Annotated in this window: 10 protein-coding genes; all 10 read left to right on the forward strand. The window is 64.8% G+C overall.

Features of this window, described 5'->3' with window-relative positions:
- Window positions 1-86 precede the first annotated feature (86 nt).
- On the forward strand, window positions 87-1,151 hold the full coding sequence (locus GXP39_03035) for a hypothetical protein (protein ID NOZ27012.1): 1,065 nt from the start codon (window positions 87-89) through the stop codon (window positions 1,149-1,151).
- 4 nt (window positions 1,152-1,155) lie between these two features.
- Window positions 1,156-2,337: a hypothetical protein gene (locus tag GXP39_03040; protein NOZ27013.1), complete on the forward strand. Its 1,182-nt coding sequence runs from the start codon at window positions 1,156-1,158 to the stop codon at window positions 2,335-2,337.
- Window positions 2,334-3,356, forward strand: a complete 1,023-nt coding sequence (locus GXP39_03045; GenBank protein ID NOZ27014.1) for an alcohol dehydrogenase catalytic domain-containing protein — start codon at window positions 2,334-2,336, stop codon at window positions 3,354-3,356. The genes GXP39_03040 and GXP39_03045 overlap by 4 nt, the downstream gene beginning before the upstream one ends.
- Window positions 3,357-3,839: 483 nt before the next feature.
- A complete protein-coding gene (locus tag GXP39_03050; protein NOZ27015.1) occupies window positions 3,840-4,877 on the forward strand; it encodes a Gfo/Idh/MocA family oxidoreductase in 1,038 nt (345 codons plus the stop codon).
- 100 nt (window positions 4,878-4,977) lie between these two features.
- A complete protein-coding gene (locus GXP39_03055; protein NOZ27016.1) occupies window positions 4,978-6,798 on the forward strand; it encodes an L-fucose isomerase in 1,821 nt (606 codons plus the stop codon).
- Between the two features lie 126 nt (window positions 6,799-6,924).
- Complete coding sequence (locus GXP39_03060) at window positions 6,925-9,294, forward strand: glycoside hydrolase family 31 protein (GenBank protein NOZ27017.1); 2,370 nt, start codon at window positions 6,925-6,927, stop codon at window positions 9,292-9,294.
- A 315-nt stretch (window positions 9,295-9,609) separates the two neighbouring features.
- The gene (locus GXP39_03065) at window positions 9,610-10,815 is read left to right on the forward strand and encodes a hypothetical protein (GenBank protein NOZ27018.1); all 1,206 of its coding nucleotides are present in this window, start codon (window positions 9,610-9,612) and stop codon (window positions 10,813-10,815) included.
- A gap of 4 nt (window positions 10,816-10,819) precedes the next feature.
- Window positions 10,820-11,764 carry a 1-phosphofructokinase gene (gene pfkB, locus GXP39_03070; GenBank protein NOZ27019.1) on the forward strand — a complete coding sequence of 315 codons (945 nt, stop codon included), beginning with the start codon at window positions 10,820-10,822 and terminating at the stop codon, window positions 11,762-11,764.
- Window positions 11,765-11,787: 23 nt separating this feature from the next.
- Complete coding sequence (locus GXP39_03075) at window positions 11,788-13,887, forward strand: dehydrogenase (protein NOZ27020.1); 2,100 nt, start codon at window positions 11,788-11,790, stop codon at window positions 13,885-13,887.
- Window positions 13,888-14,085: 198 nt separating this feature from the next.
- The coding region (locus GXP39_03080) for a biotin/lipoyl-binding protein (protein NOZ27021.1) at window positions 14,086-14,471 on the forward strand (386 nt) is incomplete at its 3' end.

Here is a 14,471-nt window from a genome sequence, read left to right on the forward strand (position 1 = left end):
AGCGCCTCAGCTGGGGATCGGGAGGGGCGAGCCGAGATGAAAGGCGGGCATTGCTCGCGCGGGCCGCGAGGGAGGATGGGGGGATCATGGACGAGATGACGCCCCGGCGGCGTGTGCTGGCCGCTTTGAAGCGAGAGGAGCCGGATCGGGTCCCGTTCCTCGAGCCGGTCATCGAGGAGCCCGTCGCCCTCTCGCTCCTCGGGTTGCCCACGCCAGAGACGACCACCGCCATCGAGCTCGGACAGCCCGGCGCGGACGTGTTGGTCGGCGAATTGTATGCCAGCCCGTTTTACGAACCGATCGATCTGGCTCGGGCCCTCGGACTGGACGGGTTCGGCATGTACCTCTTCCTGCGCCACGAGGGCATCCAGAAGGAGATCGGCGGCCGGATGATGGTGGCGGGCGGGCGCGTGAGATCCCGCGCCGATCTGGAGCGGATCCGGCTCCCGGATCCTGACGACTTCGCCCTCTACGATCCCTATCGCCGGTTCGTCGAGCGCTATCGTGATTCGGGCTACGCTCTGTACACGTTTCTGAACATCGGCTCCGACCCGGTTATCCTGGGCATGGGCCTGGAGCACTTCGCGGTGGCCCTCTATGAAGACCCCGGGCTTGTGGCGGACATGTTCGACCTGTACACCGACTGGTACGCTCGGGCTGTGCGGCATCTGTGTGAGATCGGCTTTGATTTCCTGTGGTTCGCCGATGATATCGCCTTCAAGAGCGCTCCATTCGTCTCGCCTCGGGTCTTCCGAGAGCTGTTCCTGCCCCATTATCGGAAGGTCATCGATCGGGTGACGCTGCCGTGGATCTTTCACTCCGATGGCAACCTGATGCCGATCATGGAGGACCTGCTCTCGCTTGGGATGTGGGGGCTGCATCCCATCGAGCCGGGGGCGATGGATCTGGCGGAGGTGAAGCGCCGATACGGGGATCGCATCTGCCTGGTGGGGCACATCAGCGTGGATAAGCTCAGCCGCGGCACGCCGGAGGAGATCGATCGGCTCGTCGCGGAGGCGATCCGCGTGGCCGCGCCGGGAGGCGGTTACATCGTCGGCAGCTCCAATAGCGTGACCTCGTACTGTCGGCCGGAGAACGTCCGTGCCATGGCGGATGCCGTATCCCGCTATGGCCGGTATCCCGTGGGGTGATCCCATGGCCGAGATGACGTGGAAGGAGCGCTATCTCGCGGCGGCGAGACACGAGGAGCCGGATGTGGTGCCCGTCTCGCCGGAGCTCTTCTTCTACATCCCGGCGCGCGTCAGCGGGTATCCCCTCTGGCAGGTGGCGCCGGTTGGCCTTACCCTTCCGTTCCACCGGATCAAGACGTGGGAGGCGCAGTTGCAGGCGGCCGTCTATTTCGACATCTGCGGTTGGATCGTCCCCGCCATTGGCTCGACGCATGCGGCCGCCCATACAGAGACGTTCATCGCAGAGGGGAGTGGCGGGGGCAGACAGGTAACGCTGGTGCACCACACCTCACATGGACCGCTGCGGGAGAGGTTCTGGTTCCCTCCCGATGATGCGCCGTGGCACGTCGAGCATTGCGTCAAGGATTTCGATCGCGACTGGCCCCGGTATGAGGAGTTGTTCTTCACGGACCCTTGGACGGCGGACCTGTCGGAGTTAGAGGAGGCGGTCGAGGCCGCGGGCGGACAGGGCATCGTCTCCGCCTACGTGGGAAGCCCGTTCACCGATTGGCTTGCCGGGGCACTGGAGGGCGGATACGAGCGGGTGGTGTACGAGTTGATCGATCATCCGAGCCGGTTTCGCTCCCTGCAGGAGCGGTATGTGGCCCACATCGTCGAGCGGACCCGCATGCTCTGCGAGCGGGCCCGTTTTGACGAGCTGTTCATGGGCAATGAGTTCTCGGAGATCCCTCTTCTCAGCCCCTCCATGTGGCGAGAGTGGGATCTGCCCGTGATTCGCGCGGTGTGTGAGGTGGGACAGCGATATGGCCGCATCGTGCATCTCCACCAGCATGGACGCTGCGAGGCGATCCTGGGCGATATCGCCGACGCGGGGGTGACGATCGTGTGCCCGCTGGAACGCCCCCCGGGTGGGGACGTGGATCTGGCCCAGGTGAAGCGCCGCTACGGTGATCGTCTGTGTCTGAAAGGCAATGTGGAGACGAGCCTGCTGCTGCACGGCACGCCCGAGGCGGTGCGATCCCAGGTCGCCGAGTGCCTTTGGGCGGCGGCGGAGGGGGGCGGCTTCATCCTGGGAACCGGCGATCAGGTGGCCAGGGATACGCCCTTCGAGAACATCGTGGCCTTCGCCCAGGCCGGGCGTGAGTTAGGACGCTATCCCATCGGAGTGGCGAAGGAGGCCCTATGAGCCCTCAGAGGACATTGGCGGCTTATCTCAAAGCCCCTTTTCAGATCGAACTTCGCGAGGTCGTCCTGCCCGACCCGGGCCCCGATGAGGTCTTGATCCGGGTCAAGGCCTGTGGTATCTGCGGCACCGACCTTCATGCCGCCCGCTCTCAGGCGACGGAGTGGCAGCCCTTCGGACACGAGGTGGCCGGGATCGTGGCGAAGGTGGGTGCCCATGTGACGACGGTGAAGGAGGGGGACGCGGTCGCGCTCGAGAGCGCGTCCTTCTGCGGGCATTGTGATCTCTGCCGGGATGGGCGGGTGGACCTGTGTAACAAGGCGCCCAACTTCTGGAGCGGCCCGACGATGGGCTTCGCCGAGTACATGCTGGCGCCCAAGGAGGCCCTGGTCCCCTTCGAGGGGCTGTCCTTCGAGCACGCCTGCCTGGCCGAGCCGTTGGGGGTCGCGCTGGACATGGTCTACACGGCGCAGATCGCCCTGGGGGACGACGTGCTCATCGTCGGGTTAGGTCCCATTGGGCTGATGAGCATCCCGCTGGCCCGGATGCAGGGGGCCGCACGCATCTACGCGGTGAATCGATCGGAGGGGGTTCGCCTGGAGAGAGCCCTGGCGTTGGGGGCGGACCACGCATTCGCGGCGGAGAAGGAGTCCATCCGTGAGCGAAGCTATCGGCGGGGCGGGGTCCAGCGGGCATTGGTCACCGCTCCCCCTTCCACTCTGCCCGAGGTGATGAAGGTGATGAGCTACGGAGGTGTGATCTCCTTCATCGGCATCGAGTATGGGCCAGGGGCTCAGATCACCTTTGACGCCAACGAGTTTCACTTCCAGAAGCTCCAGCTGCGGGCCTCATTCGCCTCGCCGGCGCTCTATTTCCCAACCGCGCTGCGGCTTCTGCGGGATGGCCATGTGGACGCGACGGCGATCGTGAGCCACGTGCTACCTCTGAGACGCATCATGGAAGGGTTGGAGCTGTTGCGCGATCATCGAGCGATGACGGTAAAGGTCGTCGTCACACCTTAGCATACCGATCGGGCGCGCTTTCGGCGGTGGGGCCACCGGATCAGGCGTGAAGTGGCGTCCTGTCCATGTCATCTTGCTCATGTGTGACGCCGCCTCTGAGATCGTGACTGGACATTTACCGGTAAGTGTCTGAGAATGTGCCTGAAAAACACACCACAAAGCCACTGAGACACCAAGAGGGGCATGGAAAGGAGTATATCGAAGCCGCTTCTTAGGGTGTGTCTGAGAAATGCCGTTGCTTCTGCTGTGGGGAGGCCCGGAGGGGCGGCCCCCTCCACACCTCCCCCTGTGGAGCTGGTCTTGAGGGAGACCCTCAGACACCTTGCCGGTAAATTTTCAGACACGCTCTTACACTCGTAAGCTCTCCATAGTACACTTCCGTCTTCTCTATACTTAGGGTCTCCGTGTCTTAGTGGTTCTCACCGCATTTTTCAGACACGCTTAGAGGGCCTTCCTCAGCTGTCAGCTCTACAGGGGGATCGCATGACGGTAGGGGTGGGGATTATCGGATGTGGGGGGATCGCGACCCATCACCTGCGCGGGTACCAGCAGAGCCCCGCACGCCTGGTGATGGTCTCGGACCCCGACGAGGAGGCGGCGCGGCGACGGGCCGAGGAAGCGGGGTGCGCCTGGGTTACGGACTATCGCGACGTGCTTCGGTGCGACGAGATCGACCTGGTCTCCGTCTGCGTGCCCAACTGGCTCCACTATGAGGTGAGCGTGGCGGCGATCGAGGCCGGCAAGGCGGTCCTGTGTGAGAAGCCGATGACCACCCGGGTCAGCGACTCGGAGGCGCTGGTAAAGTTGGTGGAGGATCGCGGGGCCTTTCTGCAGGTCGGATACATGAAGCGCTATCATCCGGCCTTTCGGCGTTTCAAGGAACTGGTGCGGGAGATCGGTGGCGTGGAGACGGGGTTGCTGCGCTCGTATCAGCCCTTCCCCGAGCGGTTGTGGACCGCCCCCCGGATGTGGCATACTCGTAAGGCGCAGGCCGGCGGGGGGCCGCTGGTGCATGCCGGCAGCCACATGATCGATATCCTGTGCTGGAGCTGCGGCGAGGTCGCCGCTGTTGACGCCCGGGTGCGCATGCGGCCCGGAACGGATGTGGACTGGTACACCAACGCCATCCTGGAGATGGAGAGCGGGACCACGATCCTGCTGGAGGTGGGGTGGTTCCAGCACACCCATTTCGGGCGCCATCACGACGGTTGGGACGAGCTGCTTCAGTTGCGGGGCCCCAAAGGGGTGCTGACCATCTATTCCGTCTTCTGGGATCGCGCCGATGCATTGGTCCCGGTCGTCGAGTTCTATCGCGAGGAGGATGAAACCACACAAACGTTGGCCTTCGGGCCGGTGGACTACTTTGTGGAAGAGGTGACCGATGTCGTCTCGCGCGTGGAGGCGGGGAAAGCTCCCGCCATCACCGTGCGTGACGGATATCGCGTGGATCGGATCATCGATGCTCTCTACCGTTCAGGGGAACGTTCCGCTCGATTGTCGCTTGACGGGATCCGGCCATGAAGCCGCCCGACATTGCCTCGGGAGATGGGCACTGAGCAGGGGTGACCAAGGGCAGATATGGCCATAGCGAACACACAACTCATGTTAGGAGGATGAAGAGATGGCAAACGTAGAAGGCATGAAGGTCAATCCCCCACAGAACAGACTGGTCGGCGACATGCCCAAGATCGGCATTCGCCCTACCATCGACGGTCGGCGACAAGGGGTGAGGGAGTCGCTGGAGGACCAGACGATGGCGCTGGCCAAGGCCGTGGCGACGCTGCTGACGGAGAATCTTCGCCATGCGAATGGCCTGCCGGTCGAATGTGTGATCGCGGATACCTGTATCGGCGGGGTGGCCGAGGCCGCTCAGACCGCCGAGAAGTTTGCCAAGGAGGGCGTGGGAGTATCCATCACGGTGACCCCGTGCTGGTGCTATGGGTCGGAGACGATGGACATGGACCCTCATATCCCCAAGGCGGTGTGGGGGTTCAATGGGACGGAGCGGCCTGGCGCCGTCTATCTGGCCGCCGTCTCCGCGGCCCACAATCAGAAGGGATTGCCCGTCTTCAACATCTACGGGCGAGACGTGCAGGATGCCGGGGACACCACCATCCCGGATGACGTGAAGGAGCGGCTGCTCCAGTTCGCCCGAGCCGGCCTCGCCGTCGCGACCATGCGCGGCAAGTCGTATCTGTCCATGGGCGGCGTCTCCATGGGCATCGCCGGGTCCATCGTGGACCAGGACTTCTTTGAGGCCTACCTGGGCATGCGGGTGGAGACGGTGGACATGACCGAGTTCGTCCGCCGGCTTGAGGAGGGCATCTACGACCCCGAGGAGTTCGAGCGGGCGATCCGATGGGTCCGGGAGAACTGCAAGGAAGGTCGCGACTACAATCCCCCGGACAAGCAGCGCACCCGGGAACAGAAGGATCAGGATTGGGAGACGGTGGTCAAGATGGCCATGATCGCCCGGGATCTCATGGTGGGGAATCCCCGGCTGGCCGATTTGGGCTACGGCGAGGAGGCTCTGGGACATAACGCCATCGTCTCCGGCTTCCAGGGGCAGCGCCAGTGGACGGATCATTTCCCCAATGGCGACTTCCTGGAGGCGATCCTGAACTCCTCGTTCGATTGGAATGGCATCCGTGAGCCCTTCATCGTCGCCACCGAAAACGACTGCCTGAACGGCGTCTCCATGTTGTTCGGCCATCTGCTGACCAACACGGCCCAGGTGTTCGCGGATGTGCGGACGTACTGGAGCCCGGCCGCGGTCAAGCGGGTGACCGGCTACAAGCTGACCGGGCTGGCGGAGGGTGGGATTATCCACCTGATCAACTCGGGCGCCGCGTCGCTGGACGCCACGGGGCTGCAGACTCGGGACGGGCAGCCCGTCATGAAGCCGTATTGGGAGATCACGCCGGAGGAGGTGGCCGCCTGCCTGGATGCGACGACCTGGTATCCGGCCATCACCGAGTACTTCCGTGGCGGTGGTTTCTCCTCCGGCTTCCTGACGAAGGGCGGGATGCCGGTCACCATGTTCCGGATCAACCTGATCAAGGGGCTGGGTCCGGCCCTGCAGATCGCCGAAGGATGGACGGTGGATCTGCCCGATGACGTCCACCACGTGTTGAATGAGCGCACCAATCCCACCTGGCCGACCCACTGGTTCGTTCCCAACCTGACCGGCAGCGGACCCTTCCGCGATGTGTACTCCGTGATGTACAATTGGGGTGCCAATCACTGCGCCCTGAGCTATGGCCACATCGGGGCGGATCTGATCACGCTGGCCTCCATATTGCGCATTCCCGTATATATGCACAACGTGTCGGAGGAGCGGATCTTCCGTCCCAGCGCCTGGGCTGCCTTCGGCGCCATGGATCCTCAGGGGGCTGACTTCCGGGCCTGCGCGGCCTTCGGGCCGCTGTACGGTCGATACTAGTCGGCCGTGACCGCTTCACACCGGTGAAGCGCTTAGGAGCGGGCCGGGTCAGCGATGCGCAGGCCCGGCCCGCTTTTCATTGCCCGCAATTTGGATCATTACGGAGACCAACCGGAGGTGATGACGGTGAGCGCTGACGAGTTCCGTCCTTTGGGTAACCTGATCCGCTGGGAGCATGGGGATGCTCAGCTCGACCTATTCTGCCAGGAGGGGCGCGTGCGCATCCAGTGCCTGGCGCCCGATCTGATCCGGGTGCGCGCCACACCCGAAGCGGACTTCGGCCCGGATGAGTCGTGGGCCGTGGTGCGGCACGAGTGGGCGGGCGCTCCTGTTGAGATCCAGGAGACAGATCACGCCCTTGTCCTATCCACTGAGAAGCTGAGATTGGAGATCGGGAGGGAGCCGTTGAGGCTGCGGTTCTATGATGCCCAGGGGCGTCTGCTGACCGCGGACGAGGAAGCTCGCGGCATGGGATGGGGAGGCGAGGGCCCTGTGGCCTACTTCGCCCTGCCCGATGACGAGCACATCCTGGGCCTGGGCGAGAAGGTGGGCCCTCTGGACAAGCGGGATCACAAGTGGGAGATGTGGAATACCGACGCCCACCCTCGCCATCTTCCCACCACGGATCCGCTGTACGAGTCGTTCCCCATCTATTTGGGGATGCGGCCGGGCCTGGGATACGCCCGTTTCTTTGACAACACATGGCGCAGCCATTTCGACTTCGGCTACAGCGAGCCCGGCGTCTTCCGCTACGACGCGGCCGGCGGCGAGCTGAACTATTACCTCATTTACGGACCAGAGCCGGCCGCGATCCTCGAGCGCTATACGGAGCTGACCGGGCGCATGCCGCTGCCCCCTCGCTGGGCGCTGGGGCACCAGCAGTGTCGCTGGAGCTATTACCCGGAGTCCCGGGTTCGGGAGATCGCCGACGGCCTGCGCAGCCGGGACCTTCCCACGGATGTGATCTACCTGGACATCGACTACATGGATGGCTACCGGGTCTTCACGTGGGACAGGGAGCGATTCCCCGATCCCGCGCGGCTGATCGCGGATCTACGCGAGCAGGGCTTTCGGCTCATCACCATCATCGATCCGGGCGTCAAGGTGGATGAGGAGTATCCCGTCTATCGGGAGGGGATCGAGCGCGGCTACTTCTGTCGCAAGCCGAGCGGGGAGCCGTTCGTGGGGCCGGTCTGGCCGGGCGATTCGGTGTTCCCCGACTTCACCCACCCGGATGTGCGCCGTTGGTGGGGCGATCTGCATCGCTCGCTGGTGGATGTCGGCGTCGCCGGGATATGGGATGATATGAACGAGCCCTCCGTGTTCGGCGGGATCAACTGGACCATGGACGAGGATGTGATCCACTACGACAACGGCCACGGGACGCCCCACAGCAAATCGCACAACGTCTACGGCCTGTTGATGGCCCGGGCCACCCGGGAGGGGTTGGAGCGGCTTCGGCCGGACGAGCGCCCGTTCGTCCTCACCCGGGCGGCCTACGCGGGCGTGCAGCGCTACGCGGCCGTGTGGATGGGGGATAACTCGAGCTGGTGGGAGCACCTGTGGATGGCCATGCCCATGTGCCTGAGCGTGGGGCTGGCGGGACAGCCGTTTGTGGGCGTGGACATCGGCGGCTTCAGCGACGACTGCACGCCGGAGCTATACGCTCGCTGGGTACAATTGGGCGTGTTCACCCCGTTGTGCCGCACCCACAGCGCGCTGGACACCCGGGATCAGGAACCCTGGGCCTTCGGCCCCGAGACGGAACGCATCGCACGCAAGTATCTGGAGCTGCGCTACCGGTTGTTGCCCTACACGTATACGCTCTTCTGGGAGGCATCCCGAACCGGCGCCCCGATCATGCGCCCGCTGGCCTACGCCTATCCGGATGACCCCACGACCTATGAGATCAGCGATCAGTTCCTGTGGGGGGATGCCTTCCTGGTAGCGCCCATCTACCAGGAGAACGTGACCCACCGGGCGGTCTACCTGCCCGCCGGCTGCTGGATCGACTACTGGACGGGAGAGGTGCGCACCGGCCCGACGTGGATCGTGGCGGAGGCGCCACTGGATACCCTGCCGCTCTACGTGCGAGCGGGGAGCATCATCCCCACGGGGCCGGTGATGCAACACACGGACGAGAGGCCGCTCGATCCGCTGACGCTGGATATATATGGAGGGGATGAGGGAAGTTTCATCCTGTACGAGGATGACGGCCTGACGTTGGCCTACCGGGAGGGAGACTGGGCCAAGTTCGGGTATGAGGAGACCGCTGAGGCGGTCACGCTGACGATCGGCGCTCGCCAGGGGAGATACCGCCCTCCGGACCGCCGGGTGATCGTGCGCTTTCACGGCTGGTCGGAGGCCCCCGCCTCGGTGACGCGAGATGGCGACGCTGTGGAGGCATCCTTTGACGCCGCTGGCGGCATCGTCTCGTTGACCTGGGCGGATGATGGGCGCTCACACCGGATCGTGCTACGCCGGACGTCACGCTGAGCGTCAGAAGGCGACCGAGATCTCTGGCCTGAGGCGCTCTCTCGCCCGATGCTGAGAGGAGAGCGCCTCGGCGCCCCCCGATGGGAGGAACACGCGCTCCCACGCTTTCAATATGGGAAAAATCCTTGTCTCCAGGATGAGGCGATGTATAATGAACCAGGTTCATCGCCTTGGAGGCGCGAGGCCGACATAGAATTTCGATCCGATACGGATATGGAATCGATACCACAGGGCATATGAGCGGACGAGAGCCCTTCCTTCGCGCCAGGGGGCTCACGCAATGGTGAGACCCATACTCCAACTGTGGGAGCGCATATGAGCGGATCGTCTGACAGGCAGGCTGTCATCTTCGGCGCGGGGAACGTCGGCCGTGGGTTCCTGGGACACCTGCTTCACGAATCGGGCTATCTGCTGACCTTCGTGGACATCGACCGACGGCTGCTGCAGGCGATCCGTGAGCGTCGGGGATATACGCTGCGGCTCGCGGGCCTCGATCGGGTGCAGGAGATGCACATTGGCCCCGTCCTTGGTATCCACGTCGAGGATCAGGAGGCGGTCTCTCGTGCCGTGGCCGTGGCGGACATCGCCGTCACGGCTGTAGGGGCTCGGGCGTTGCCAGATCTCTCTCGGTCGCTGGCGGCTGGCCTGGCCCGGCGCGCCCGGGAGCGCCCCGATGAGCCGCTGAACATCATCATCTGTGAGAATCTGAAGGGGGCCGACCGTATCCTGCGCGATCTGATCCGCCAGCATCTGCCGGACGAGCTTCATCCATATCTGGACCGGCGCGTCGGTCTGGTGATGAGCGTCATCGCCCGGATGGTCACCCCTCCGCCGCCCGATGAGCAGGCGGCGGATCCGACCTTGATCGTGGCGGAGCCGTACGATCGCCTTCCCGTGGATCGCGAGGGCTTCGTGGGGCCCATCCCCAGGATCGTTGGGCTGGAGCCGCGGGATCGGTTCGCCGCCTGGGTGGATTGGAAGCTATATCTACATAATGCGGGGCACGCGGTGCTCGCCTATCTCGGCTATCGGCGAGGGCACGCGTACGGTTACGAGGCGCTGGAGGATCCCGTGGTGAGGCCGTGGGTTGGCCGTGCTATGCGGGAGTCGGCTCAGGCGCTGGCGGCGGAGTACGCCTTCGACCTCGCCAGGCTGGAGGAGGACGTGCGGGACCTGCTGCGGCGGTTCTCCAATCGCCATCTGGGGGATCCCATCGCCCGGTTGGCTCGTGACCCGCTGCGGAAGCTGGCGCCCGCCGACCGACTGGTGGGGGCAGCCACCCTGTGTGTGCGTCACGGCGTCTCTCCAGACGCGCTGGCCTGGGGCATTGCGGCCGCTTTGATGTACGATGAGCCCTCTGATCCCCAGGCACGAGAGCTGCAGGCTCGCCTGGCGAACGAGGGCCTGGATCGCGTGTTGGCGGACGTGTGCGGCCTGGCCGGCGACGGAGATCTCGCCGAGATAGTGCGTGCTCGATACCGGAGGTTGAAGGCGGGCCAGATGCCCACCCTGCCGGGGTGATCCGATGATCGTGACCGTTACGCTGAATCCGTCCCTGGATAAAACGCTGCGCGTGCCTCGCCTGAGGCGGGGGGAGCTCAACCGAGCGCAGGTGGTTCGATGGGATATCGGGGGGAAGGGGTTCAACGTCTCCCGGGCTCTGCTCGCGTTGGGCATGCCCAGCCTGGCGTTCGGCGTCCTGGCGGGGGGGACCGGTCAGACGCTGGCTCAGGGGTTGATGGCCCTGGGTATTGAGACGGAGTTGGTCTGGATCGAGGGTGAGACACGAGCCAACATCACCTTGCACGAATCCGACGAGGACGTGTATACCAAGATCAACGAGCCCGGCCCGGCCCTCACCGAGGCGGACGTGCAGGAGATCGTCGATCGGGTGCGACAGCGCGTCCGGCCGGACGATCTCTGGATCTTCTGTGGCAGCCTCCCGCCGGGGGCGCCGATCGACTTCTACGGCCGCCTTGTCCGGTTGGTGCAGGAGAATGGCGCGCTGGCGGCCCTGGATACCAGCGGCCCCGCGCTGCAGGAGGGAGCCCGGGCGCGCCCCTTCCTGCTGAAGCCCAACGTGGAGGAAGCGGAGGATCTGCTATCGCGCTCCCTGCCCGGGTGGGATGATCAGGTGGCTGCGGTGCGGGCGCTCCTGGGGAGCGGCGTGAGGCTGATCGCGCTGACCCGGGGAGGGGAGGGCGCTTTCCTGGCTGATGGGACGACCCTGATAGCTGCCGAGCCGCCGACGATCGCCGGCGGCAGCCCCATCGGCGCGGGGGATGCTTTCCTGGCGGGCCTGGCCTACGCCTGGTCCCGGGATGCCGGGCTGGCCGAGATGGCCAGATGGGCGGTGGCGTGCGGCGCGGCCACCGCGGCCCAGGAGGGAACCGGGGTGGGATCCCGGGCCGACGTGGAGGCCCTGTTGCCTGACGTGCGCATTCGCGTTTTGCAGGACGATGCATCATAACCTCTCGACATGAGGAGAAGATCATGGCCAAGAGAACTCGGACCACATCCACGGCGAAACCTGACGAGGCTCTGCAGGATTTGACCCGCGAGCAGGCGCTGGACATGTTGCGACAGATGATCGAGATCCGCCTGTTCGAGCATAAGATGTTCGATCTGTTGAGTCGCGATATCATCCGTGGCGCCTCCCACCTATACGCGGGCCAGGAGGCCGTCGCCGTTGGAGCCATCGCGGCTCTGCGGGACGATGACTATATCACCAGCACGCATCGCGGCCACGGCCATTGCCACGCCCATGGCGACCGCCACGCCAAGACGGTGGAGGAGAAGCAGGAGCACATGAACCGCATGATGGCGGAGATCATGGGCAAGATCACGGGCTACTGCAAAGGCAAGGGTGGCTCCATGCACATCGCCGATGTGGAGCATGGCAACCTGGGAGCCACGGCCATCGTGGGCGGCAACATCCCGGTCGCCACCGGTGCCGGTCTGGCCGTCAAGCTGCGAGGCGAGGAGAAGGTCGTCCTCTGCTTCTTCGGCGAGGGCGCGGTGAACAACGGCGCTTTCCACGAGGCGGTGAACATGGCCGCCATCTGGGATCTGCCCGTGGTCTACGTGTGCGAGAACAACATGTACGCGATGTCAGTCCCCTGGAAGAAGGCCAGCAAGCTGCCGAATGTGGCCGATCGGGTCCAGGCCTACGGGATCCCCGGCGTGGTGGTGGATGGACAGGATGTGGTCGCCATGTATAAGGCCACGCAGAGCGCCGTGGAGCGCGCCCGCCGCGGCGAGGGCCCGACGCTCATCGAGGCCAAGACTTATCGCTACTACGGGCACTCCCGCTCTGACCCCCGACGATACCGGACCAAGGAGGAGGAGCGGGAATGGCGGGAGAAGCGCGATCCGATCCACCTGTTCAAGCAGCGTCTCATCGCCGCCGGCTGGCTCACCGAGGAGGAGTATCAGGAGATGGAGCGGGTGGCTGAGCAGAAGCTGGAGGCCGCCGTGGAGTTTGGCCTGCAATCCCCTGAGCCGCCGCCGGACGAGCTGTATAAGGATGTTTACGTGGACGTCAAGCCCACGCCGGAGGAGATCGAACGGGAGCGGGAGCTGCGAGAGCGGGTTCGGAACTCCCCGGACATGCGACAGATCCCCTATCGGCAGGCGCTGAACGAGGCGCTGCGTGAGGAGATGGATCGCGATCCCAGCGTCTTCCTCATCGGGGAGGATATCGGGCTCTATGGCGGCGCCTACGGCGTGACCCGGGGCCTGTATGAGGACTACGGCGAGGAGCGGGTGATCGACACCCCCATCTCCGAGGCGGCCATCGCCGGGGCATGCGTGGGGGCCGCTATGGTGGGCATGCATCCCGTGGGGGAAATCATGTACGTGGACTTCACGCCGCTGGCCATGGATCAGCTCGCCAATCAAGGGGCCAAGAACCGTTACATGTTCGGCGGCAAGACCATGGTCCCCCTGGTGATGCGCACAGAGGGAGGGGCCGGCCGCGCCATCGGCGGGCAGCACTCTCAGAGCCTGGAGGCGATCTGGACCCACTATCCCGGCATCTATGTGGTCATGCCCGCCACCCCCTACGACGCCAAGGGGCTGCTGAAGGCCGCCATCCGGGATCCGAACCCGGTGATGTTCATCGAGCACAAGATGCTTTACGGGGTCAAGGGGCCGGTGCCGGAGGAGGAGTACGTGATCCCTCTGGGTGTGGCCGACGTCAAGCGCGAGGGGACGGATCTCACCATTGTGACCTACTCTCGCATGGTGCTGCGGGCGCTGGAGGCGGCCGAGATCCTGGCCGAGCAGGGGATCAGCGTGGAGGTCGTGGACCTGCGCACCTTGAAGCCCCTCGATCTGGACACGGTGGTCCAATCCATCAAGAAGACGGGGCGCTTCGTCGGCGTGACCGAGGGCTATCGCACGGGGAGCTTCATCAGCGAGGTGATGGCGCTGGTGAACGAGGCGGCCTTTGACTGGCTCGACGCGCCCATGGTGCGGGTGGCCGCCGCGGATGTGCCCGTGCCGCGAGCGGAGTCGCTGGAGGATCTGGCGATCCCGAACACGCAGGCCATCGTGCGCGGCTGTCTGGAAGTGCTGGGGAAGACGCTCTGAGCATTTGTCTGAAACGAGTGATATGAAGGAACCACCAAGGCGCTGAGCTAGGGGTGTGTCTGAACATTCGCCGGCCAGATGAGGGTGGACATTTCAGGCCAGGGGGAGGCTCTGGTTCATCTTTCCGGAAACCTTCCTGGGCGCCTTGGTGATTCCGTGGTGCGTTTTCTGAGACGCTCTGAGGGGAGGCAACGCGTTATGGCGTCAGAGATCATCGTCCCCAAGATGGGGCAGACGGTTGAGACGGTACGCCTGGTACAGTGGCTGGTCAAGGAGGGGGATGAGGTTCAGCGCGGGGATCCGATCCTGGAGATCGAGACGGACAAGGCGACCTTTGAGGTGGAGGCCCCGGCCTCCGGGGTTCTGCGCGTGATCGAGCATCAGGAGGGCGAGGAGGTGCCCGTGATCACCCGTGTGGGCATCATCGCCGCCCCGGACGAGGATATCAGCGCCCTGCTCAGCCGGGCGGGCGAACCTGTCGCGGAGGAGGCGCCCGCCGCGCGCGAGGAGCCGGCCGTTCGCGGCGGCGATGGCGCTCAGGCGGCTGCCCCGCGTGCCGCCGAGGGGCGCATTTTCGCCTCCCC

Source organism: Chloroflexota bacterium (assembly GCA_013152435.1).
Taxonomy (GTDB): Bacteria; Chloroflexota; Anaerolineae; order DUEN01; family DUEN01; genus DUEN01.